This window comes from Massilia phyllosphaerae (assembly GCF_034659755.1).
Lineage (GTDB): Bacteria > Pseudomonadota > Gammaproteobacteria > Burkholderiales > Burkholderiaceae_D > Telluria > Telluria phyllosphaerae.
In genome coordinates this window covers 1-23,805 of the sequence record NZ_JAXSQX010000014.1, presented here as the reverse complement: position 1 = coordinate 23,805, position 23,805 = coordinate 1, and the positions used below count along the sequence as shown (strand labels likewise).

Sequence of the window (23,805 nt, the reverse complement as noted above, 5' to 3'; positions counted from 1 at the left end):
CGCAACGAGAGCTACTACATCACCAGCAAGCGCCACTGGCGCAATGCAGAAAGCTACGCCTTGAATGCCGCCGGCACGCGCGTCAACCGGAGCGACTACCTGGAAATCCTGCATGACCAGGAGCAGGCGGGCAATCGCTTCGACGCAGTTGTCGACGGCCGCATCGCCGGCCGCGCCAACCGGCTGGTGGTCGGCCTCGAGTGGTATCGCACGCGCCTCATCCACAGCAACAATTCGCCCTACGGCGGCGCCAGCGTGGTCGATCCCCACGATTTCATGCCCGGCTATTTCGTCAGCCCGGTCCCCACCGTCGCGAGCCGCCGCGCGGAGATGACAACCGGCGCCTTCTTTGCCGAGGATGTGCTGGACATCGCGGCGGACTGGAAACTGGTGGCAGGCCTGCGCCGCGACGCCATGAATTTCGACAACCTGGACCTGCGTACAGGGGTCGCACTGGGCAAGGACTATCATCCTGTCACGGGGCGCGTGGGTGCCGTATGGAAGCCGGCCGCGCAGTTGTCGCTGTATGGCCAGTTCGGCACCGCCACCGATCCGCTGAGCGGCGCGCTGTCGCTGCCGAACGGCTCAGTCAGCTACGACCTGACGCGTGGCCGGCAGCTGGAATTCGGCGCCAAGGGTGGGATGCCGGCGGTAAAGGGCGAGTGGACCGTCGCCGCCTACCGCATCGAGAAGCGCAACCTGCTGTCGCGCGATCCGGACAATCCTTCCGTGGCCCAGCAAGTCGGCCAGCAGTCGTCGACCGGCCTCGAACTGGCCTTTGTAGCCGAGCCGCTGCGCGGCTGGACCATCGACGCCAACGCCGCCGTGCTGCGCGCGCGCTACGACGATTTCAAGGAGATCGTGGGCGGCGTCCCTGTGGCGCGCGACGGCAATACCCCGGCCGGCGTGCCCGAGCGCACGGCCAGCTTGTGGACCCGCTACCGCTTCCTGCCGCAATGGGATGCGGGCCTGGGCGCACGCTACGTGGGCCTGCGCCAGTCTAATTCAGCGAACACCGCCAACTTGCCGGCCTACACGGTCCTCGACGCCTCGCTGGCGTGGCGCCAGTCGTCGGCGTTGACCCTGGTCCTGGCCGTCAAGAACCTGGCCGACCGCGACTACGCCCTGTCGGGCAGCGGTGGCGTGCGCTGGCTGCTTGGAGCGCCTCGCACCCTGCAGCTGACGGCGCGTACCAGCTTCTGATCCGCGATGAAGAAGACCCTGATCTTCCTGCACAAGTGGCTCGGCGTCGGCCTGGCGCTGCTGTTCGCGATGTGGTTTGCCAGCGGCATCGTGATGTACTACGTGCCTTTCCCGTCCCTGACCCAAGGCGAGCGCCTGGCGGGCATGCAACCGCTCCGGGCGCAAGCCCCGTGCTGCCTGACGGCGCAGGATGCGTCGGCCCGTGCTGGCGTGCGCTTTTCCGAAGCGCGGCTGGGGATGCTTGGCGACCGGCCCGTGTGGCGCTTGCTCGGCGCCGACAAGCGCTGGGTCGGCGTCGACGCGGCCAGCGGCGCTGCGCTGGCGCCGCTGACGGACGCCGAGGCGGCCGCCGTGGCGCAGCGCTGCAGCGGCCGTCGCGCGCTGCACGTAAAGCGGCTGGAGCGCGATCAATGGACCGTCGCCCAGGGCTACAACCCGCACCGTCCGCTGGTGCGCGTCGAGATGGAAGGCACGGATGGGCTGGCGGTCTAGAACCGTCCAGCAAGCTAATCCTTACGTACAAGGGATTCGAGCTCCACTTGAACACTAACCAATTATCGTGGAGTTAGGAAACTACGAACTGAGGTGAGTTATGCGATAAAGCCTTACTACATTGTTAATGACCACGACGCTAATAATATAAGATAAGGCATGCGCCATGGTCAGATTTTTACTAAAGAAAAATTAATAATATCCTTTTAGTAAGCGCGACTTGGTTAGATCGACCACTTTTTGGTACTGCGGACCCATTTTACCAAGTCGGTCGATCGATCCTCGTGCGATATCATCATTCGGATTTTTGATATTAAATTGAACTCCAACCAAGACAGGCTGGAGCCGTGGTATTGTCCCATCTGCATCTAGCCGAGTTTCGATTCTCTTTACCGCCTCCGAGTACTTATCGTCTTTTGTTGACCAGGTATCTAAATCAATAGTGCCATTGGCCAGCTGATCAGTTAGCGCAGCTTGTAACCTTTTCATATTTATAAGATTGCTTGCATCGATCAGCGCCTCGCCGAATTTTGCCTCGTTACTTATGTCATCAATACTCTGCATGAAGCGGTAATAGATAGCTGTAGTCGTGATCGCTTCAGTGCCAAAGGTATCTTCATCTTTGATGTTAATCGATGAGGCAGAAAGGAAAGCGAACAACCCTGGAGACAAGCGTGTCATCGAGAACGACAAGCTAGCGGAAGAGCTTGATGAAGACTTTGCAGCCTCTGCTACTGTATTTACTACATCTGTATAGGCGGCGATTGCTTCAGGACTGAGAGCCGGTGCTTTAGATGCTGGATCTTGAGCTACTGCCACTGCCTTCAATGCTTTAGTTACAACCGCTGCTATCTTATCTAGGCTGAACTCGCTCGTGTATTCGGTCTTTACATCTGAATTATAAGCTAGCTCAAGTGCGTCACCAATATGTGAGGCCGACAAGTGAGAGTCGATTTCACTGAAGAACTTGGTCTTCAAATTTTCGGACTGCGATTCGATCATCTGTTGTAACTTAACTATCTGCTCCCTGGCAGCTACAGTTTTATCAGCAACGCTTTGCACCGATCCAGAAGTACACGCCATGTTTTCTCCAACGAAAGGTTATCGAATCAATTCTCACGAAAAATTGCATTTCTGAACAGCTAGCCTTGTAGGCTCACCGTATAGACTGTTTTAATTTACAGGTTTTAGATGATGGCCCCTACTCGTGACAGTTGATGCTAACACAGGCGATTTACTGCGATGCATATATTTTTAAGAAGCTTCAGTCATGTATATATATCGCGACCAACTTGCAATTTAGAAATGATGGCAGAATTGTATTGGGCGTCGATATAAGAAAACTTCCTAATTTATTTCTTTGCAAGTTCTTCAAATAAAGGGAGTGCGCCGAGGGTCGCAGGCTCGTTGATGACTACCCTTGTTACCCGCTTTGCATGCACCGTTATTGTTCATGGCTGAGCTAAATTATATTTGTTAATTTGGAAATTATCATAAAAATTTATGATGCCAAATATTATTTGTTCGATAATAAATGTAATTTTTTTCGTAATCAGCGATGATGTCCGGATTGACACACACAAGAAAAGGCAATTTGCGTATTCGGTTGACGTTAAGCAGTTAATCTGGTTAAGTTGGAAAAGGCCTGCATAGTATCTGGCCGGCTGCGCTAATTACTGGATGCCGCAGGTAGTTCACACGCAGCGCGTCGTGAGCTTAGAAAGGATACGAACGTCCTGACAGAGGACGAGCGTGGCGTCGTCAAGCGCAACATCGGTCTCTTCGTGACCGCAGTTTCGTTCAAACACAAAAGCCGTCTAGGTCTTTCACTAGAGTATCAAGAAGAGAGGCAGCGCATGCAAAAACCAATGATCCCAGGCCTATATGTGAACGGAATCGACGTTCGCGTATAGCGCCGAAGCCACGGCCATTCCGCCATGCGCATTCGACCTGGCAAATCCTCGCTTCAACCTATTCTATGGAATGGAGCTGTTTTTCAATAATGGCGGCGGCAATTGCTACGTTCTATCCATAGGCAGTTATGCCAATGCGATCACCAACGGGATATCAAAGGCCGACTACACTAATTGTTTCGAAACCTTGGAGCAGCATGCCGAACCCACCATAGTAGTGATGCCTGATGCCGTCCTGCTCGACGCGGCCGACTGGAAATCGGTTTCGCAGCAGGCGCTGCGGCATTGCCAGACAATGCAGAGCCGGATTGCCATCCTTGATGTGTGGCATGGCTACTACTCTCCGGATCGGACCGCTACCGACCCGATCCAGGGCACCGATGGTAAATCCGGCTTTTATGCAATCGACGGTCTTGGCGAGGAGTTCAACAAGTACGGCGCCGTCTATTATCCGTGGATCAACACCAACATTGTGGCGCAGAACTCGATCGATTTCACATGGATCAGTGCTGCCACGTTCAGTCACTTCGCCAGCGATATGGACAATGAGGCAAGCACGGTCATCTTCCCGCCTGTGAACAGTCAGACGAACCCTCAGCTCGCTGCCTACCAGAACGTCCTGGCCAGGATGGTGCCGCCGCCCCCGGACGAGCTGAACGACCCGGACACGCTACTCGCCGTCGACGAGGTCCACAAAACGCTGAACAATCTCTCGCCGTTGTACATGCAGACCATGGCAAACCTGTGCGCCAGTGTCAATCTGATGCCGCCCAGCAGCGCGATGGCAGGCGTCTACACCCGCAACGACAATTCCTTCGGGGTATTCTATTCGCCCGCCAATACAACCATCGTCAACGCCGTGTCGCCGGCCGTAAGCTTGTCCGACAGCCAGCAGAGCGACTTGAACGCTCCGCTGAACGGCCTGGCCGTAAATGCGATCCGCATCTTCCCCGACTACGGCCTATTAGTATGGGGTGCGCGCACGCTGGCCGGTAACAGCGACGAGTGGCGTTACATCAGCGTGTGCCGGACAGTGATCATGCTGAAACAGTCGATCAAGTATGCGATGCAGCCTTACGTATTCGGCTCAAACGACAGCATCACCTGGACGGCGGTGCAGTCGATGATCGCCAGTTTCCTCCAGGAATAGTGGAAGGCTGGCGCGTTACAGGGCTCTACGCCAGCGGACGCGTTCTCGGTCGCCGTCGGCCTGAATTCGACCATGACCGGCCAAGACATCCTCGACGGCGTAATGCGCGTCGTGGTCAAGGTGGCTCTTGTGCGTCCCGCCGAATTCATCGTTCTGACGTTACAGCAGCAGATGCCAACCTCGTAGCCGCATCCCTGGCGGATCAAGAGAATCCAGCATGGCAGGTGGACTTAAGACACGAACATCTGTTCGTTGCCGAACTTCCAATAGGTGAAAGCCTGCTTTTGCCTGAGTGCTCTGTTTTGTGAAGCTCACATCTCTAAAATCCTGATTCACGCCTGACGAGGGCTACGATGTTGCGCAAGTAACGCCACCCCGGCGCGCTCCAATTCCCATCGATCATGACCGTGCCGCGCCAGGTGTGTGATTGCGGTCCTGACGCTGCTTGAAAGATGACACGGTACAATGGTCGCTCGGGATAGAACTGGCCGTTCTTTTCTCGCGCCACAATGCCTCCGCCAAAAACCGTGGCTAGCTCCGGTTCGTCGAGAATACGGCGCGCTTCCGGTTCGATGCTGGTTACGGTTAGCTTGACCACCGGGCCGCTGGGGGCGTCGGCGTAGAAGCGTGCAGCATCACCGACATTGATACGTTCAACATCATCCTCATCGACGTAGGCCACCGCTGCAATCTGGTCGGACACTAGACGCGCCAATGGCTCGCGCGCGCTCAGCCATATGCCTGGCCGCAGATCGGGCGCGATGTCGCGCAGGGTGCCGGCAAACGGCGCTACCGGCACATAGCGCGAGGCGTCACCCTGGATCGAGGCCGCTTCCGATTGCGCACCCAGCGCCTGTTGCTGCAGTATCTGCCAGCGCGCGCGTTGCTGGGGGTCAAATACCCCGGCAACGGCTTGTTGTTCCAGTCCCTCTAGGCGAGACGCGACACCTTGGGCACGCGCCTCCAGTTCCGGCGACGCCAGCCGCATCAAAGAGGTTCCTGTCGCCACATGCTGGCCGTCGGCGACGGGTAAGTCGACAACCTGTGCATGTGCAGGCGAGTAGATGACGAACTGTGCGGCCGGTCGCAACAAACCGGTCGCGCGGGTAAGGGTCGGCAATGGAAGAAAGACAACCAACGCCAGCGCCAAAAACATGGCCAGGGCGATGCGTGCGCGCGGACGACGGCGCAGCACCGGCCACAGGGTGCGCCAGACGCGCATTTCGCGAATCAAGGGAAGCATGACGAACCATCCGATTTCGATGGCGAACAGCGCGATGCCGATCGCCTTGATGAAGAATAGATAAACGAGGGACGCGATGCCAAGGAAGACAGTAAGCCGGTACAGCCAAGTCGCATAGGCGAACAGGATCAGGCCGACGTGACGTGCGCGCGGGAATACTTCCGGCGCTGCCACGCCTAGCCCGAACAGGCGCTCACGCAGGTCCCAGCGCGCAAGCGCAAAGGCACGTGTGTGCAGGTTTGGCATCTCGAGCCAGTCGGACAGCAGGAAATAACCGTCGAACCGCATGAACGGACTGGCATTGATGGCGACGCTGGCAATCCAGGTGACCGCTGCCAATACGAACGCAAGCGAGCGCAGCATGCCGTCAGGGAGCAGCGCCCAGGCCAGCGTCGCCCACGCCGCTACGCCTAGTTCGACCGCCATGCCGGCGCCGACCACGGCAAGCTTCTGGCGACGCTTGGTCAAGCGCCAGACATCGTTGGTATCGGTGTACGCGACCGGCCACATGACGAGAAAGGCCAGTCCCATCGCCGGTACTCGGCATCCGAACCGCTTGGCGGTCATCGCGTGGCCCAGTTCGTGCATCACCTTGACGACAGCTAGGGCTACCGCGTAACCGGCCATGCCGCGCCATGTAATGGTGTCGACCAGCGTGCCGGCAAAATGGTCCCACTGGCGGTAGATCTCGACGGCGCCGAAAGCCAGCGCAGCCAAGGTCAGCAGCAGGAAGGTGCGCGTATATAAAGGATCTAGATAGGGCGCCACGCGGGTAAGCCAGCGATCGGGCTTCAGCAGCGGAATGCGGAAGAACAAGTAGTTGTGGAGGAGCCATTGCGCGGCGCCGCCGCGGCGCTTGCGCAGGTCGGCCGCGTAGGCTGAGGCGACGCCGGCGTGCGCGCGCACCAGCTGGTTGTCCGTGAAAAAAGCCGCGACGTCGTCCACGTCTGCCGCGTCGAGCTGCAGCGCGGTCTCGTGCGAGACCGCACGCGCGATCGCGGCCGGGTCGTCCATGTCCCAGCGACGCAGGATTTCGAAAGTCGGCCAGTCGATCTGAAAGAACAGGTTGCGCACCGGGTCGTGCAGGGTATGGCTGGGTTGGCCGTCGGCCAGGACGGCTCCCGGCAGCAGAGTCAATTCCTCGCGCAGTAAAGGCAGGCGCATGCTAGATGCCCAGTGTCTGGCGGATCGTGGCGAGCGGGCGGCGCAGGATCCAGTAAGCAAGCGGGACGCGTTCGCCGGCAAGCTTGACGGTCCCTTTCAGGCCGACCCGCGTCGACGTGGGCGCATCAAGGGTGGCGCGCACGCGGTATGCGTAGGTGCCGTCGGGACGGACGACGGCATCGTGCGCCACGTAGCGTACCTTGGCCGGCAAGGCGTCGAGCGGACGCGAAGCCAGGTAGAGCGTGGCATCCGCGCGTCCGGCAAGAGGAATCGCGTCGCCGATCGGCAGCCAGGCTTCGATCTCGACGTCGCCTGGCACGGCGATGCGCATGATGCGTTCGCCTGTCTGCACTGCCTTGCCGATCCATTCGCTCGGGTCGTCGAGCAGTGCAACGCCGCCTTCAGGCGCCAGCACGCGTGCGCGTCGGGTCTGGTCGACATAGAAAGCGGCTTCGGCACGTTTCTCGCCGACCTTCGCCGACAGCTGCGCCAATTGCGCTTTCGAACGCGAGTCGGACAGCGCCATTTGTTCGGCTTGCCGATACTCCGCTTCCGCGGCCGCAAGCGCCTGGCCGGCCACCGCGCTACGGGTGTCTGCCGATGCTTCATCAAAGGTGAACAGTAACTGGCCGGGCTTGACCGTCTGGTTGGGCTGCACGCTGAACTGGCCGATCACGCCGTCTAGCGGCGCGCGGATGACGGCCGGCCTGCCCGGCACTAGTTCGCCGGGCGCGAGCACGGAAATACGCACCGGCAGCAGCAGCGTCAGGCCGACCACCGCGGTGAACCAGGCGCCGCGACGCTTCCACCATGGCCGGTGGATGAGGCCCGGCGCCGCACCCAGCATGCGCCGCCAGTGCAGCCAGTGCCATGGCGCAGCCGCGGCGCGCGCTAGCCACGCATGGTGCCAGACTGCGGCCCACTCTTCCAGCAGCAGGATGTTGTCCTCGCTCCAGGGCCGGTCGGCGGCCAGCAGCAGCCCGCCGCGGGCTGCATCGCCTGCGGTGCCGAAGGGTAGCCAAAGGCCGTGGGTGGGTAGCCATTCGGACCACTCGGCGGCCGGCTTCTCCGGCAGATCGGCGGCGGTAACCGTTGTCGCCTTGCGCGCGTCCTGGTCCAGAGCCCGGCAGGCGCCTTCGATGAAATGAGCGTAGGGGGCGTTGGCTTCGGGCTCTACGACGCCCGAAAGTGCCTTGATGCCGGCCCCTGCGAACCACAGCACGGCCTGGCGGTAAGGCGCCAGGTCATGGGTATCGTTCACGGCCAGGAAAGCCAGTTCCTCGACGTCGTCCGCAAGTCGCGCACGGCGCGACAACTCGAGCAGGCGCGCCAGTGGCGGTGCATTGGACATGGCGTCGTTCATTGTCAGACTCCCCGGGTCGCGGCGCGCAGCAAGCGGTCAAAGCGGTTGGCTGCGCCGTCGGCGGCTTGGCGCACTTGTTCGCTGAAACCCGCGCGCCCATGGAGCTGCGCACCCAGGCGCTGCGGCGCTGCCTTGATCCTGAAGATCATGACTGCTTCGCGGCCCTGGGCGTCTCGCGCTGTCACCCTGACTTCGACATCTGCCGTCATGCCGGCGTGCGGCTGCACGATGAATTTGCCGCCGGCGGCATCGAACTGGATCCAGGAAGGCAACGCCTGGCCGTTGGCCTGACGTGCCGACAGGTGGATTGCGGCGCCGGCATCGGTGTGGGCAAAGGCGTCGGACGGTATCGCGATCTCGACGGTGCCGTCGGCAGCAACCGCCTGGTCCGGCAATGGCCGGTTCAGAATCAGGCCGTCGCCCGATTGACCGCGTGGCGCAACCACGACGACCGGGAATGCACCATCGCTGCGGGTAAATTCTGCGGCGGGCACGAGCCCGACTGCCTGGACGTCGGGCGCTAGGCGCAGGCCAGTATCGAGCGCAGGGACGACGAACGGGGTAAGCTGAATGGTGGGTACTGCGGAAAGAGAGGAGGGCGTGTCCGAGCCGGCCGGCAGGAGGGTCTTCGCTCCGGCAGGAGCAGCGATGAAGACAGTGTCACGGACCCGCACGGTTTCCGGGGTAACCTGCTCCGGTGCGACCGGCGGTGCGGTCTGCGCGATTGTTAAGGTACCCGACGCCTTGCTCGCATTTCCGGCAAGGTCGGTGAGCGTCGCATCGATGGCATAGGTATTGCCGGCAGCAAGCGAAAGCGTGCCGCTAGCGGGCGCGGCGCTGGCAAGGTCGAGACGCCAGCCGCCGTCGGCAGGCGTCACGCCGTAGCTGGCGCCGCCGACGCTGATCACAAGCTTATCGCCTGGCGCCGCGGCGATGGTACCGCTCAGGATCGGACGCGTGTCCGTCGATGTAAAAGGAGAGACCGCGAATGCGGCTGGTGGCGTCGTGTCGACCACGTAAGCGTGTGTGGTGGCCTTGCCTTCGAGTCCGGAGGCGCCGACTGCCTGGATGGCCAGCGTGCCGCTGGCCGGCAGCACAACGCCGTCCCAGGTCAGGCGCGTGCCGTTCACCTTGCTTGTGATATCGACCCAGGTGGCGCCGCCATCGAGTGAACCGCGCACCACGTCACCCGTCGCGAGTGGCGCTCCCAGGGTTGCGGTCATGGTCTGGTCGGCTACGTTGGTAACGAAGTCGTTGCTGCTTGCGCCGCTGTCGTTGGACAAGGCCAGATCGGTGAACGTCACCACCGGCGCTGCTGTCTGCAACACGTAGGCGCGGGCAAACGCCGGCGTTTCGTTGCCGGCTACGTCGGCGATCTTGACCAGCAGTGTATTGCTGGCCTTGAGCGTCTGTCCGACAAGCGTCCAGCCAGCCTGGCCCGGCGTGTCCGCTGCCGTGGCCCAGGTCGTACCTTTGTCCAGCGATACGTAGACGGTGTCGCCTGCGGCAAGCGGTGTCGACAGCGTGCCGTTGAGCGTCTGCGTGCCGACGCTCGTGATCAGGTCTGTCGCCGAAGCACCGGTGTCGTTCGAAAACGTGACACCGGTAGGGAGCACGCCGGGCGCCGTCGTGTCGAGCACGTAGGCACGTTGGGTGACCGGGCCGTCGTGGCCAAAGGCATCGACGACTTTGAATGCCAGGCTGTTGGCGCCGCCGACGAGGACGTTGTCCCAGGCCAGGGCGGTGCCCGAAACCATGCCGCTAATGTCGACCCAGTGCGCACCGCCGTCGACCGAGCCGTAGACGACGTCGCCCGCGCCGAGCGGCGCGCTCAGGCTCGCACTAACGGTCTGGCCAGAGATCCGGGTCACGAAGTCGGTGGCGCTGATGCCGCTGTCGTTGGACAGGGCAATGTTGGTGAACGTGGTCGACGGCGAACCTATGGCAAGCTTGTACGCCTGGACCGTGGCTGTCCCGTCGTTGCCGACCTGATCGGTCACCTTCAACTGCAGCGTACCGCTGCCTGACAACACCACGTCGTTCCATGCCAGACTGGTACCCGATACTTTGGCGGTGATGTCGGTCCAGTGAGCACCGTTGTCGAGCGAGCCGTAGACAATGTCGCCTGGGGCGAGCGCGGCGCTGAGCGACGCCGTGACTGTCTGCGTCGGCACGTCGGTAACGAAGTCGTTCGCGCTGGCACCGTTGTCGTTCGAGAAGGCTAGCCGGCTGAAGACAATCGACGGCGCAGTGGTGTCGATCACGATGTTCTTGGCCGTACCGAGAGAGCCGGGCGAGCCCGGTGCTGCCAGGTCGAGCATTGCGTCGCGGGCGCCGGCCGTGTCGCGGATGGCACCGCCGTTTAGTGCCAGTGCCGCGCTCGATGCGTAATCGAGATCGGCGGCGTTTTCGCCCGTTGCGACCCGGTAGGTAAAGACCAGCGTAGCGCTGCCGGAGCCACCGGCATAGGTTGCCACACCGCCATCGCCGAGAGCCAAGCTCGGTACACCGGCGCCGGTGTCGACGACGACGGTGCGGTTGAAGGTCACGGTGATCGATATCGTGGCGCCGAGGCCGTAAGCACCGTCGCTGGTGGACGAGCCGACGCCGAGCACGTGCGCTTGCTGGCCATCGACGTTGACGCCCACGGTGCCTCCCACGGTGTTCAGCGCCAAAGCCGCATCGTTGCCGGCAGCATCGCGCAGCGCACCGCCATTGGCGCTCAGGGTGCCGACTGTAATGCCGGTCAGGTCCTGCACGCCGTCGGTCACCACGTAACGGAACGTCAGCGCGCCGCTAGGCGCCGCGGAGAGGTAGTTCGCGTACACGGTTCCGCCGTTGTCCAGCGTGAGTGCAATGCGCGGCGTGCCGTCCGCGGTGGAGACGGTTACCGCTTCCGAGAAGTTGACCGTGAAGTCGAGGTGTTGGCCGATGACATATGTGCCTTGCGCGGGCACCGCGACCGATGTCACAGTGGGCGCGGTGGTGTCGACCAGCACGCCGGCGGTGACGCCGACACCGTGCAGGTCGAGCGCCATGTCGTTACCGGCCTGGTCGCGCAGCAGACCACCGTTGGCTTGCAGGCCGGCGACGGCAATCCCCTGGCTGCCGTTGTCGCCGGCACGCACGGTATAGCCGAACACCAGCGCATTGCTACCCGCCCCCGATAGATAATCGGCATAGGCCGTGGCGCTGCCGATTTGCAGCGCGAGGCGTGGCACACCGCTGCTGGTATCGAGCGTGACGGCTTCATTGGTGTTGACGGTGAATGTCAGCGACTGGCCGGCGCGGTAGACGCCGGCCGACGGCACTGCTACCGAGCCGACGGCGGGGCCTGCGGTGTCGATGACGACCGCCAGGCCGCCCGAAGCGGCCGACATGTTGCCGGCGGCATCGGTTGCCTTGGCCGTGATCGTGTGGCTGCCGTCGGCCAGCGCGGCGCCGGTCGGGGTGGCGAAGGTCCACGCGCCACCGCTGGCGACCGTGGTGCCGAGCAGGACACTGTCGGCGTAGACCGCCACGGTGCTGCCCGATTCGGCGCTGCCGCTGAAGGTCGGGGTGGTATTGCTGGTGATGCCGTCGCTGGCGGAGTTGCCGGTGTCGCTGGCTGCGTTCATGGCGGGCACGGACGGCGCCGCCGGTGCGGTGTGGTCGAGCGTGTAGACGGCGCCGGCGGTATAGCCGCCGGCGATGGCGGCGTTGCCGGCGCTCTGGATGCCGGTCCCGCTGGCGTTCAGGTCAAGGCGCAGCGTGCCATCGCCGCCGAGGCTGTCGACGGTGACGATATAGGTGTCACCGCTGCCGCTGACGCCGGCCACGGTGCCGTGGGCGGTGCCGGTCGAGGTCAGCGTGAAGTCGGAGCCGTCGACCCCGGTCACCGGCTGGCTGAAGGTAACGGTGTACTGGACCGATGCAGCGGCATGGTCGACGCCGCCTGCAGCCCCGCCGGTGCGCACCACCGAGGTCACCGACGGCGCATCCATGACGGTGAAGGCCAGCGCCTGGTTGACGACGTTGCCTGCCAGGTCGGTGGCGCTCACGTACAGGTGATAGTTGCCGGCTGTGAGTGCGCTGTTACCCACATGCAGCTCATTTCCCTGCAAGGTGAAACGTGCGTTGTCGGCATCGTTGGTGCCGTCGCCCTGGACCAGCTGGTAGCTGATCTGGGCGGCGGTGCTGGTATTGTCGTTGGCCACCAGGGTCGTCAGCGTGGCGCCGCTGCCGGCTGCCTGGGTGGCGGCGCTGTCGGCGGCCAGCGCCAGGCCGGTGGGGGCGGCGGTGTCAATCGAGACGACAAGGACGCTCGAGATGTTCGACATGTTTCCGGCGACATCAGTGGCTCTGGCGGTGATCGTGTGGCTGCCGTCGGCCAGCGCGGCGCCGGCCGGGGTGGCAAAGGTCCACGCGCCACCGCTGGCGACCGTGGTGCCGAGCAGGACACTGTCGGCATAGACCGCCACGGTGCTGCCCGCTTCGGCGCTGCCGCTGAAGGTCGGGGTCATGTTGCGAGTGATGCCGTCACTGGCGGAGCTGCCGGTGTCGCTGGCTGCGCTCATGGCGGGCCTGGACGGCGTGGCGGGTGGGGTGGTATCCAGTGCGTAGGCCTGCGACGCGACGCTACCATCGTTGCCGGCCTTGTCGACCACTTTCAACTGGAGCACATTACTACCCGAGAGCGTCACGCCGTCCCAGTTAAGCGTCGTGCCGGCGACCTTTCCGCTGATGTCGGTCCAGGTTGCGCCGTTGTCCAGTGAGCCGTAGACGACGTCGCCGGCCGCCAGTACGCCACTGAGGGTGGCGCCAATGGTCTGGGCCGGACTGTTGGTGATAAAGTCGGTTGCGCTGCTGCCTGTGTCGTTGGACAGTACCAAGTTGCCAAAGGTGACGGTCGGTGCGATGCTGTCCACCGTGGCGTTGGACGTATCGGCGCGCACGGTGGCATTGCCGGCGTTATCGACGACCTTCACGGAGACGTTGCGGCCGGTCGCGTCGATGCCGCCTGCGGTGATGCGATAGGTGGCACTCCAGCGTCCGCCTGCGTTGGTGGCGGCGACCGCGCTGCCGCCGCCGAACTGGCTGAAGTCGATCGTCACGCCGGCCAGCGCGTCGGTGTTGTTGTCGCCGCCGGCCGTATTGTTCCAGGTGGCGGTGACGGTGTCGCCGATCCGGTAGGCGCCGTTCGTGCCGCTGGCGCCGCTGATGGCGATGTTGGCATCGGTCACGAGGGGGGCGACATTGTCGACGGTGGCATTGCTGCTGTCCGCCGTGGTGGTGGCGTTGCCTGCATTGTCGACTGCCGTCACCGACACGTTGCGGCCCGTTGCGTCGATGGCGCCGGCCCCGATCGTGTAGGTCGCGCTCCAGACGCCCCCGCTGTTGGTCGCGATGACCGCGCTGCCGCCGCCGAACTGGCTGAAGTCGACCGTCACCCGGCTGAGGGTATCGGTATTGTTGTCGCCGCCGGCGGTATTGTTCCAGGTGGCCGTGACGGTATCGCCGATCTTGTAGGCCCCTGCCGTGCCGCTGGCGCCGCTGATGGCGATGCGGGCGTCGGTGACGGTGGGCGCGACATTGTCGACCGACAGGTTGGTGCTGTCCGCTGCAGTCGCGGTGCCAGCCCCATTGGTGGCGCTGACGGAGACCTTGCGGCCAGTAGCGTCGATTGCGCCGGAAACGATCGTGTAGCTGGCGCTCCAGTTGCCGCTGCCGTCACCGGTTGCGGTGACGGCGCTGCTCCCGCCAAACTGGCTGAAGTCCATGGTCACGCTTGTCACACCGCTGTTATTGTCACCAGAAGCGCCATTGTTCCAGCGCGCAGTGACCGTGTCGCCGATCTTGTAGGTGCCCGCCAGGCCGGTGGCGCTCGAGATAATCGCGATGTTGGCGTCGGTGACGGTGGGCGATGCGGCGATCGGTTTGACGTCGGTGATGTTGAAATTCTGAAAGATACCGAACTTATCCGAACTCAGCACGACCTGCGTGACGTCGTTGATCGGCTTGGCGAAACTCGACAAGGTCTGCCAGGCACCGGGCGTCAGGTTGATCGTGAAGCTGTCGGTGGCGCCGTTGGCGTAGGTGAGGGCCACCGACAGTTGTCCCGAATCCATGCCGGCGCCAAAGGAATTGATATCGAACGAATAGCCGGGCTGAGTCTTGATGGTCAGCTGCACCTGGTCTTCGGGACCCTGGTAAGCATACACGCCATTGTTGTTGTCGTAGGTGTCGATGCCCATGCCTTGGTTGTCATTCCCGTATCCGCCGGAGAACGTCATGTGGATGCCGGAAATCAGCTTGTCGATCGTGGTCGACGTAAAGTCCGCATCCGCATCGGTAAAGGCGATCGTGTCGAGCACACCGCGATAGGCATCGATCTGCAGCGTGCGCACATCGATCTCGCCCACGTGCGATTCGAGCGTCCAGTTACCTCCCTCGGCCGCCGACCCAGTGGCGTCGGTCGAGGCCGCGACGTCGGCGCCGGTGAGACGCGCCAGGTCCGCCAGGAAGCGCTCGCCGTCGCTGCCGGCGGCCACGTCGCAACCGTACAGCAAGACGTCGCCCCCGGGTTTCAGGGCGTGGCCAATGTCGGCCAACTCAGCCTGCACTGTCTGCGAGGCGAGCGCGGCCTCGTCAATCAGGGCGCTGCCCAGGTGCAGCTGGCCTTGCGCGCCGTGCGACAAGATGTGGATGGCGTCGTAGCCGCTGTTCCGTGCGGCCCATGCTGCGATCTGCGCCAGACCGTCCCGGGCGCCGTCGAATTCGATGATGGCCATCCCGTCGCGCAAGCCGGCCTCCAGGGTGCGGTAGTCGGCCACCGATGTGTCGACGAACACAACTTCCTTCTTGCCGTCGTTGCGGCCGGCGTCCGCGCTCCTGACCTCGTGCGCCGACGCCACTGCCGCCGTCGCTGCCGCGTCGGCCAGCGACACCTCGTGCGCACGTGCATGCACGGCGTCTGCGGCAGTGGCCACGGCGGCGCCGTCGAACATGAAGCGCTGCTCCAGCGGCAGCAGGCGCGAGGTACGCCGTAGCGTGCGTCGCGGCGCGATCGTGGCGGTGCGCAGGCTCTGGATCAGGCGGAAGGCAGGGACGATATCGTTCATTACGTGGTTCCGGAGACGTACGGCATGGCCGTTATTGAATGTATGAAAGAAGGCGCTCGGATGACAGGCGCTCAGCGGGCAGTAAGGGCGGGGTGGGCAGTGAGGTGCGCTGCCACCTGGCGGTCCAGCTGCGGCCGCCATTCGGGCGGCATCACCGACAGTGCCCTGTCACGCACTCCCGTTGCCGCTGACAGTTGGTCTTGTGTCTTCGCGCGCGCCATTGCAGCGTTGCTCCATAAATAGATCTTGGCAAGATGTTCAGGCGCAAGCGCGCCGGTGTTTGCCTTTACTGGTGCATTTCCGTACAAGATCGCAGTCGGCAGATAGGCCGGCGCATAACCCTCTCCGGCGGCGGTTTCGAGCCAGCGTAGCGCTTCGTCACGGTCGGCGTCGCCACCTGCGCCCTGGGCCAGCATCATGCCCAAGTGGAACTGGGCCTCAGGCATCCCATACGAGGCCGCCTGGCCGTACCAGCTGCGCGCTGCAGCCAAGTCTTGCGCTACCAGCGTGCCATCCTCGAAGTAATGCGCCAGCCGCAGCATGGCTGGCGGCGAATTCGACATCGCCACGCGGGTACACAGCGCCAAGCCGCGCGCGGTGTCCTTGGCGACGCCCTCGCCGCGCAAATAATAATCGGCGGCATTGCAGTCCGAGATCAGATGGCCGTCGCCGGCAGCCTTTGCATACCATTCGAGGGCGGCCGGAATGTCCGGCGCGCGACCAATACCTTTGGCCAAGCATTCACCCCACTCGTGCTCGGCCGTGGCAATGCGCTTGGCAGCGGCGCTCTCGAACCAGCGGCAGGCAGCGACGGGATCCGCTTTGCGGCCCCACCCGTTCTTGTCGAACACGCCGAGCATGAAGCGCGCCAAGGGGTTGTTCGCTGACTCTGCACGATACAGTCGGTAGGCTGCGACATAATCGTTGGCGACTAGGGCAGCATGTGCCGCCTTGACGTCTTTGGCGCGTTCGGCTGGCGCGGCGGCCTGCGCGCAGGAGGTGAAGACCAGCAGGACGGAGAAAAGAGTAAGAGAGCGTGTCATATGTTCATCGATCGGATATCCGGCACCTAGGGCGCCGGATATCCTCAGCATCAGTTCCGTCGCGGGTAGAGGCCCGTGGTGGCGATGAAATAGTTCATGGCCAGAAAAGGCGGCATGATGTTAACCGCCGCTGACGCCGGAACGGCGGCCGGCGCCGTCATGCCACCCATGGTCACGAGCGCCTGCCCGCCCAGGGTCGTGGTGGGGTTACCGGTGATGGTGGTGGTGGGCGCACCGGAGAAGGTGACCGGCGCGGTGCCGGCGATGCTGCCCGCGCCCATGGGAACGTTCGGCGCGTTGCTCGAGTAGATCTTGCTGCTCGAGCCATTCGACACCGCGAGTACAGCGCCATCGGGTGCGGTACTACCACCGTTGGCGTTATAGGCTTTCAGGGTAAAGCTGGAACCGTTGACCGAACCGCTGACGCCTGCCAGGCTGGTAGTGGCAGCCAGGCCGGTCATGGTTGTCGTCGCCGTCAAGTTGGCGATGTTGACGACGGCGGTCAGTCCTGTCGCGCCGTGACTGTGCTGTGCCAACGGCACGTTGGCCGGGGTCAGCATGACGGTGGCCGCACCACCCTTGTCGCCCACCTTGTAGGTAGGCAAACCGCCCGGTGCGCCAGCACCGGCGCCTACGACGACGCGGCCGCGTAAGTCAGGCAGCATGAACGTTGACACGCCATCACCGCCAAAGCTGACACCAATCAGGGAATACAGCGCCATATTGGATGCAATCGACATGGTCGCGCCGTTGGCGGGAGCGTAACCTTCCAGGTTGGTCCATGGCACCGCCAGGATGCAGACGGCGCCGACGTAGGGATCTTGCGTACATGCCTGAGCACTACTGCCCCACGCCAGCAGGGCGGCGAGGCCGGCCGATTTGATGAGGCTGGCGATAGGCCGCGAAGTCGGGTTCTTCATTGTAAGTCTCTCGTTTAACGATTGGCTGGCGGGGCTAACAGGATTTTTCCGCTCATGCCCGCCACCAGTTCGGAAAATCTGCCGTCGATGACGGCGTTCACTTTGATCGATTGACTGACCGAATCCACGCGGGCGCCGATGCCTTTTACCTTGGCCGGGTAGTGTTTGCCGGTTTCGTCGATCGCCACCTGGAACGTCTGGCCGGGCTTCAGCCAGGCCAGCCAGCCGCTGGGCACGATGAACTGGAGTTCGAGGACGGAATCGTCAAGAATGTCGAGTATGGGCTGGCCCGCCTGTACGTATTGCTGTTCACGCACCTTTTGCTCGGCCACACGTCCCGAGAACGGGGCCGTCACCCGGCACTTCGACATGAGGGTGGTGCCGGCGGCGACCTCAGCTCTGGCTTTTGCGGACTCGGCCGCCGAGACGTCGAGTTCGACCTTGCCGACCGAATTCAATTCGTTCAGGCGCTGGTTCGCTTTCCAGGCAATTTCCGCGGCTGACAGCGCCGCCTTGGCCTTGATCAGTTGGGCTTGCTGCATGGAGCAATCGAAGCTGATGAGCGTGGCGCCGGCGCGGAAGGCTCCGCCCTCGGCGACGGGCAGGCGGTCCACCTTGGCACCGAATTCCGCCGCCAGTGTCGTATAGCGCAGCGGCGAGAGCTGGGCGCGGATATCGCGCTGGTCGAGCGCGCTCGACGTCGGTTTGAGTGGCTGGGCTGGCAACGCGGCGGTGGCCTGCTGCGCAGCCATGACCAGGATGGATTGCAGCGCTAGCGCGGTCCAGCGCGGATGAGATCGATTCATGGCGTTCAAGGGTTGGCTTGGGTCGGATTAACGCGCATCGACGCGCTGACCGCGCGGGTCAGGTCCGCAAGGGGCGCATCGTCGGCCATGCCGAGCATCGGCTCCAGGCCAAGTGTAGCCTGGAGCTTGCCGGCCGTGGCCTGGGCTTGGGCCAGCGCCTGGTAGCGTCGCAGATGACTCAGAAGAACTGTGGTTCGGTTGGCCACGACGTCGAGCTTGCTTTGTGCCTGGACTTCGCCGCGATTTGCGGCATGGCGCGCGATTTCGCTATCGACTTTCCAGATGGCGTCTGCGCGATCCAGCTGACGCAGCGCGTTCTGGTATTGCAGGCGTGCCAGGTGCACCTGGGCCAAAACCGCCATCTGGGTCGCCACGCGGCGCTGGTCGGCGAGCGCGACGCCGGCCTCGGCGAGGCGCTTTTGCGCCGGCGCGGACAGCAGGCCGAGCAAGTTATACGATACCTGCAGGCCGGCCTCGTTCCAGTTCTGGTAGATCAGGTAGCTGTCATTGCTGTGGCGGCGGCCATAGTTGAACGACAAGCCGGGGAACAACTTCAGCAGCGTGCGTCGCGTTTCGACTGAGGCGACGCGGGCGTTGTACATCGATTCGCGCAGGTCAGGGTTGTTCGCCAGAGCCAGTTCTTCCATTTTTTCGATGGGAATCGCCAGCCACTCAGCGCCGCTTTTTTCTTCGGCTTCCTGGACGACGATGTTCTGCGTCAGCGGCAGGTTGATCAGTGCTGCGAGTTCCACTTTGGCCGACGACAGTTCCTGGTCGATCGCTTCAAGCAGACGAAGATTTTCCAGCAGCTGGCGTTGGTAGCGCAAAGCGTCCACCGGGTTGCGTAGGCGTTCTGCTTCGGCCTGGCGAGAATCGGCAAGCGCTTCCTCGGCGACAATGATCGACGCCTCGACGTCGCCACGCAACTTTTGCGCGCTGGCGGTGCGCCAGAATGCGGTGCGGACGTCCTGTATCAACAAGTGCATGGCTTTGCGACGCCGCTCAGCGGCGATGAGTACCTTATCGCCGTTCTGCTGCGCAGCGTAGTAGCTTTGGCCGAAATCGAGCAGGCTCCAGGTGAACGTCAGGTCGTAGGTGGTTGCCACCCGGTCGCTTGAGATAAACGGATTCGCCAGCGACGGTTGGCCTGTCACGGAATCGATGCTACGCGTGATGAGGTCGTTGTTGCGGTAGCGATATCCGGCGTCAGCCATCAATTTCGGTAGCGCGTCGTAGGCGCCGGCATCCAGCTGCCCTTGCGCCAGTGCGACTTCCAGCGCGCGTGCGCGTCGATCGAGGTTGTATTTGATGGCGCGAGCAACGGCCTCATCGAACGATAACGGTCCCTGTAACGGCTCCACACCCTGCTGCGCGCGTGCACGATCGGCCGCGATCGTCGATGCCACGTCGGCCGCGCTCAAGGGATGGGTATGCGTGGTGGCGCAGCCGGTGAGTGTGATAAGGGCGCACAACGAAGCGACCACAATGAAACGCTTGGAAGGAATTGGCATGTGGAAATATAGTTTATGACTGTTATGGCTCGACCCAGTGGACGGCACTACCTGTCTTTGCATTGATTATTGATGCAAGGAAACACTAAAATTCTATGATCTCGGTTACCCCTTGTCACGGTTTAAATTTGCTTTCTTCATCGTCGTGGCAACGGAGAGACAGTTTTCGGATGGTGGCGACTAATCGTATAAGAGGAATGAATTGGTTATCTGGTCAACCAGAAAACAGGTCTTGTTATTTTGCATATTTGCCTGTCCTTTTGCTACGATCGTCGGTTGAGGATGGTAGACCAGACCTTTTTTTCTAAGAGGTGAGCGCTGCCATTCGCGTCATCGTATGCGCCATGCGAATCACATCATTCGCTATCTCGCGTCGCTATGCGGCCCGCGCTGTCAGGGTCGCGTCCGTTGACATTGCTGGCTTTTTGCCGAGTTCGCTTTTGCTTATTGCGGAGATCCGTGACACTCCGCGAGATTTTTCGCCTTGACACTATGCTATCCGAACGAACCGTCTGCTATTGACCAGGGGCTGGCGCTGAGTCGCTGGTCGATAATCACTCGTATGACAGTCGCTTTTCGATGACCGTCGCCGGTCGACACGTCATCGTCGGTTAACGACTTTTTCTGGTTCTAGTGGAAATGCCTGTTTGATGGTTTTTACTGCGATCGCTTTCACAGAAAGGAGTAGATTTACTCCGTGACCAGACTGCGTTTAGTTAATCGCGTGGTCCTGATTAGAAATCAGTTTATATTGGAAATGAGAAGATTGTGGGATAGATATCGCGTGAACTCGGGCACGGCATGACATGCTATTAGCCAACACCTGCCAGGGTACCAATAGGCCGATTTTCTAAAAGCTCGGCGAGCTCAACCGGATTACGTGAGTTGAGCTAGAGATCAGGCTGCAAGCATAACGCGAATCCGACCGGGATATTAACTTGGTACGGGCTTTCGTCGGTAGGCAGCCAAACTCACAGGCAATCGCTGATAGATGGCAATTTCAAACTGACAATCCCGCGCGCCGTCTGTACAATTCCGCGTTCGAGTGAACGGTGTCCCGCCATCGACCGATGGCGGGGTGAAACGGGAAGCCGGTGAAGCGCGGGATCCTCATCCCACGCCATTCCGGCGCAGCCCCCGCTGCTGTAAGCCTGACGAACCGGTCCGACGCCACTGCGCCATGCGCGGGAAGGCAGGACCGGGGAGGAAGACGGCGAGCCAGAAGACCGGCCGTTCACCTTGAAAGCGCGAGACCCGGGGTGTGGTCTCGCACCTTGGCGTTCCTGATTTTCTCGTACCTGTTGCCGGGCATGGCATGCCCGTGGGCGCGCGCGCGCTCATACGAAGGGCAGAGGAAAGCGGAGAACGCCGGTCACACATTGGAAAGACAAGAAATGAACGACAGCATGCAAAACCCCCGCTGGCAGAAAGCCGCCTGGGCCGCCGGTTCCCTCGCGCTCGCCGTTGGCGCCAACAGTGCGGCCCAGGAGCAGGCGCTGAATACGGTGGAAATCACCGAGACCCGCCTGGCGCGCAGCGCCACCTTTTCCCTGGACGACCGCAACGAGACCGGCTCGCGGCTCGGCCTCAGCGCACGCGACACTCCCGCCAGCGTGAGCACGCTCGGCAGCGCCGACATCGCCGAGCGCAGCCTCACGCGCGCGCAGGACGTCGTGGTGCGCATGCCCGGCATGAGCGAATCCCCCGCGCCCGGCAATGGCGGCACCAGCCTGTCGGCGCGCGGTTTCGGCGGCCACAATTCGGTGGCGCAGCTGGTGGACGGCACTCGCCTGGTCGTCGCCGCCGGCACGATCACCTATCCGTTTTCCACCTGGCCCCTTGAAGCGGTGGAAGTGCTGCGCGGCCCAGCGTCGGTGCTGTACGGCGACGGCGCCATCGGCGCCGCCGTCAACTACGTCACCAGGAAGCCGCGCTTCGACCGCACGCGCGGCGAAGCTTTCCTGGCTGCCGGTTCCTTCGATACGGTGCAGGGCGGCGTCGGCGTCAGCGGCCCGGCGGGGGACGGCGTCGCGTATTCGGTCTACGTGGATGCCGACAAGAGCCGGGGCTACCGGCGCGATAACGGCTACGAGCGGCAGAATTTGTCCGCGGCGCTGGCATGGCGGATCAACCAGGACCTCACGGCGACGGGGTCGCTGGACGCCGGCCATAACGACGACGCGCGCTACTTCGGCACGCCGCTGCGCAACGGCCGGCTCGACCCGGACTTGCGCCGTACCAGCTTCAACGTCGAAAACGCACTGGTGCGCTACAACGACCGGGTCGGCCGCCTGCGCCTCGAATACCATGCCGCGCCCGGTCTGCTCGTGCGCAACGAGAGCTACTACATCACCAGCAAGCGCCACTGGCGCAATGCAGAAAGCTACGCCTTGAATGCCGCCGGCACGCGCGTCAACCGGAGCGACTACCTGGAAATCCTGCATGACCAGGAGCAGGCGGGCAATCGCTTCGACGCAGTTGTCGACGGCCGCATCGCCGGCCGCGCCAACCGGCTGGTGGTCGGCCTCGAGTGGTATCGCACGCGCCTCATCCACAGCAACAATTCGCCCTACGGCGGCGCCAGCGTGGTCGATCCCCACGATTTCATGCCCGGCTATTTCGTCAGCCCGGTCCCCACCGTCGCGAGCCGCCGCGCGGAGATGACAACCGGCGCCTTCTTTGCCGAGGATGTGCTGGACATCGCGGCGGACTGGAAACTGGTGGCAGGCCTGCGCCGCGACGCCATGAATTTCGACAACCTGGACCTGCGTACAGGGGTCGCACTGGGCAAGGACTATCATCCTGTCACGGGGCGCGTGGGTGCCGTATGGAAGCCGGCCGCGCAGTTGTCGCTGTATGGCCAGTTCGGCACCGCCACCGATCCGCTGAGCGGCGCGCTGTCGCTGCCGAACGGCTCAGTCAGCTACGACCTGACGCGTGGCCGGCAGCTGGAATTCGGCGCCAAGGGTGGGATGCCGGCGGTAAAGGGCGAGTGGACCGTCGCCGCCTACCGCATCGAGAAGCGCAACCTGCTGTCGCGCGATCCGGACAATCCTTCCGTGGCCCAGCAAGTCGGCCAGCAGTCGTCGACCGGCCTCGAACTGGCCTTTGTAGCCGAGCCGCTGCGCGGCTGGACCATCGACGCCAACGCCGCCGTGCTGCGCGCGCGCTACGACGATTTCAAGGAGATCGTGGGCGGCGTCCCTGTGGCGCGCGACGGCAATACCCCGGCCGGCGTGCCCGAGCGCACGGCCAGCTTGTGGACCCGCTACCGCTTCCTGCCGCAATGGGATGCGGGCCTGGGCGCACGCTACGTGGGCCTGCGCCAGTCTAATTCAGCGAACACCGCCAACTTGCCGGCCTACACGGTCCTCGACGCCTCGCTGGCGTGGCGCCAGTCGTCGGCGTTGACCCTGGTCCTGGCCGTCAAGAACCTGGCCGACCGCGACTACGCCCTGTCGGGCAGCGGTGGCGTGCGCTGGCTGCTTGGAGCGCCTCGCACCCTGCAGCTGACGGCGCGTACCAGCTTCTGATCCGCGATGAAGAAGACCCTGATCTTCCTGCACAAGTGGCTCGGCGTCGGCCTGGCGCTGCTGTTCGCGATGTGGTTTGCCAGCGGCATCGTGATGTACTACGTGCCTTTCCCGTCCCTGACCCAAGGCGAGCGCCTGGCGGGCATGCAACCGCTCCGGGCGCAAGCCCCGTGCTGCCTGACGGCGCAGGATGCGTCGGCCCGTGCTGGCGTGCGCTTTTCCGAAGCGCGGCTGGGGATGCTTGGCGACCGGCCCGTGTGGCGCTTGCTCGGCGCCGACAAGCGCTGGGTCGGCGTCGACGCGGCCAGCGGCGCTGCGCTGGCGCCGCTGACGGACGCCGAGGCGGCCGCCGTGGCGCAGCGCT

12 protein-coding genes, 2 pseudogenes and 1 riboswitch are annotated in these 23,805 nt (G+C 62.9%); of the genes and pseudogenes, 6 read left to right on the top strand and 8 right to left on the bottom strand.

The features are described 5' to 3' along the window. Positions 1–1,203 (top strand): TonB-dependent receptor (locus tag U1H99_RS29690; RefSeq protein WP_323143722.1); only part of this gene is annotated, 1,203 nt, incomplete at its 5' end. Positions 1,204–1,209: 6 nt separating this feature from the next. Next, positions 1,210–1,695, top strand: a complete 486-nt coding sequence (locus tag U1H99_RS29685) for a hypothetical protein (protein WP_323145096.1) — start codon at positions 1,210–1,212, stop codon at positions 1,693–1,695. A 192-nt stretch (positions 1,696–1,887) separates the two neighbouring features. On the opposite strand, the gene U1H99_RS29680 is transcribed toward U1H99_RS29685, so the two are convergent. Further along, positions 1,888–2,778 carry a hypothetical protein gene (locus U1H99_RS29680; protein ID WP_323145095.1) on the bottom strand — a complete coding sequence of 297 codons (891 nt, stop codon included), beginning with the start codon at positions 2,776–2,778 and terminating at the stop codon, positions 1,888–1,890. Between the two features lie 570 nt (positions 2,779–3,348). Between U1H99_RS29680 and U1H99_RS29675 the strand changes: the two are divergent. After that, positions 3,349–3,494, top strand: a pseudogene (locus U1H99_RS29675) (ribonucleotide-diphosphate reductase subunit beta); the annotation flags it as partial. 184 nt (positions 3,495–3,678) lie between these two features. Beyond that, the gene (locus U1H99_RS29670; RefSeq protein WP_323145094.1) at positions 3,679–4,758 is read left to right on the top strand and encodes a hypothetical protein; all 1,080 of its coding nucleotides are present in this window, start codon (positions 3,679–3,681) and stop codon (positions 4,756–4,758) included. A 319-nt stretch (positions 4,759–5,077) separates the two neighbouring features. On the opposite strand, the gene U1H99_RS29665 is transcribed toward U1H99_RS29670, so the two are convergent. The 7 genes from U1H99_RS29665 to U1H99_RS29635 form a co-directional block, all read right to left on the bottom strand. Next, positions 5,078–7,165: a site-2 protease family protein gene (locus tag U1H99_RS29665; protein WP_323145093.1), complete on the bottom strand. Its 2,088-nt coding sequence runs from the start codon at positions 7,163–7,165 to the stop codon at positions 5,078–5,080. A 1-nt stretch (position 7,166) separates the two neighbouring features. Then, on the bottom strand, positions 7,167–8,528 hold the full coding sequence (locus U1H99_RS29660) for an efflux RND transporter periplasmic adaptor subunit (RefSeq protein WP_323145092.1): 1,362 nt from the start codon (positions 8,526–8,528) through the stop codon (positions 7,167–7,169). Between the two features lie 2 nt (positions 8,529–8,530). Next, positions 8,531–15,628 (bottom strand): Ig-like domain-containing protein, encoded by a 7,098-nt coding sequence (locus tag U1H99_RS29655; RefSeq protein WP_323145091.1) that lies wholly within the window; start codon positions 15,626–15,628, stop codon positions 8,531–8,533. 71 nt (positions 15,629–15,699) lie between these two features. Then, a complete protein-coding gene (locus tag U1H99_RS29650; protein ID WP_323145090.1) occupies positions 15,700–16,671 on the bottom strand; it encodes a tetratricopeptide repeat protein in 972 nt (323 codons plus the stop codon). Positions 16,672–16,721: 50 nt separating this feature from the next. Further along, entirely contained in the window at positions 16,722–17,591 is an 870-nt protein-coding gene (locus U1H99_RS29645; RefSeq protein WP_323145089.1) for a phage tail protein, read from the bottom strand. Positions 17,592–17,605: 14 nt separating this feature from the next. Further along, positions 17,606–18,397 (bottom strand): efflux RND transporter periplasmic adaptor subunit, encoded by a 792-nt coding sequence (locus tag U1H99_RS29640; RefSeq protein ID WP_323145097.1) that lies wholly within the window; start codon positions 18,395–18,397, stop codon positions 17,606–17,608. A 5-nt stretch (positions 18,398–18,402) separates the two neighbouring features. Then, on the bottom strand, positions 18,403–19,908 hold the full coding sequence (locus U1H99_RS29635; RefSeq protein ID WP_323145088.1) for a TolC family protein: 1,506 nt from the start codon (positions 19,906–19,908) through the stop codon (positions 18,403–18,405). Positions 19,909–20,941: 1,033 nt separating this feature from the next. Beyond that, a riboswitch (cobalamin riboswitch) is annotated at positions 20,942–21,157 on the top strand. 157 nt (positions 21,158–21,314) lie between these two features. Here U1H99_RS29635 and U1H99_RS29630 point away from each other — a divergent pair. Both U1H99_RS29630 and U1H99_RS29625 read left to right on the top strand, forming a co-directional pair. Then, a complete protein-coding gene (locus U1H99_RS29630) occupies positions 21,315–23,441 on the top strand; it encodes a TonB-dependent receptor (protein WP_323145087.1) in 2,127 nt (708 codons plus the stop codon). A gap of 6 nt (positions 23,442–23,447) precedes the next feature. Beyond that, positions 23,448–23,805 (top strand): annotated as a pseudogene (locus U1H99_RS29625) (PepSY domain-containing protein); the annotation flags it as partial.

Coding starts and splice junctions, on each gene's coding strand:
- U1H99_RS29685 (WP_323145096.1), top strand. CDS start 1,210: ATGAAGAAGACCCTGATCTTCCTGCACAAGTGGCTCGGCGTCGGCCTG.
- U1H99_RS29680 (WP_323145095.1), bottom strand. CDS start 2,778: ATGGCGTGTACTTCTGGATCGGTGCAAAGCGTTGCTGATAAAACTGTA.
- U1H99_RS29670 (WP_323145094.1), top strand. CDS start 3,679: ATGGAGCTGTTTTTCAATAATGGCGGCGGCAATTGCTACGTTCTATCC.
- U1H99_RS29665 (WP_323145093.1), bottom strand. CDS start 7,165: ATGCGCCTGCCTTTACTGCGCGAGGAATTGACTCTGCTGCCGGGAGCC.
- U1H99_RS29660 (WP_323145092.1), bottom strand. CDS start 8,528: ATGAACGACGCCATGTCCAATGCACCGCCACTGGCGCGCCTGCTCGAG.
- U1H99_RS29655 (WP_323145091.1), bottom strand. CDS start 15,628: ATGAACGATATCGTCCCTGCCTTCCGCCTGATCCAGAGCCTGCGCACC.
- U1H99_RS29650 (WP_323145090.1), bottom strand. CDS start 16,671: ATGACACGCTCTCTTACTCTTTTCTCCGTCCTGCTGGTCTTCACCTCC.
- U1H99_RS29645 (WP_323145089.1), bottom strand. CDS start 17,591: ATGAAGAACCCGACTTCGCGGCCTATCGCCAGCCTCATCAAATCGGCC.
- U1H99_RS29640 (WP_323145097.1), bottom strand. CDS start 18,397: ATGAATCGATCTCATCCGCGCTGGACCGCGCTAGCGCTGCAATCCATC.
- U1H99_RS29635 (WP_323145088.1), bottom strand. CDS start 19,908: ATGCCAATTCCTTCCAAGCGTTTCATTGTGGTCGCTTCGTTGTGCGCC.
- U1H99_RS29630 (WP_323145087.1), top strand. CDS start 21,315: ATGCAAAACCCCCGCTGGCAGAAAGCCGCCTGGGCCGCCGGTTCCCTC.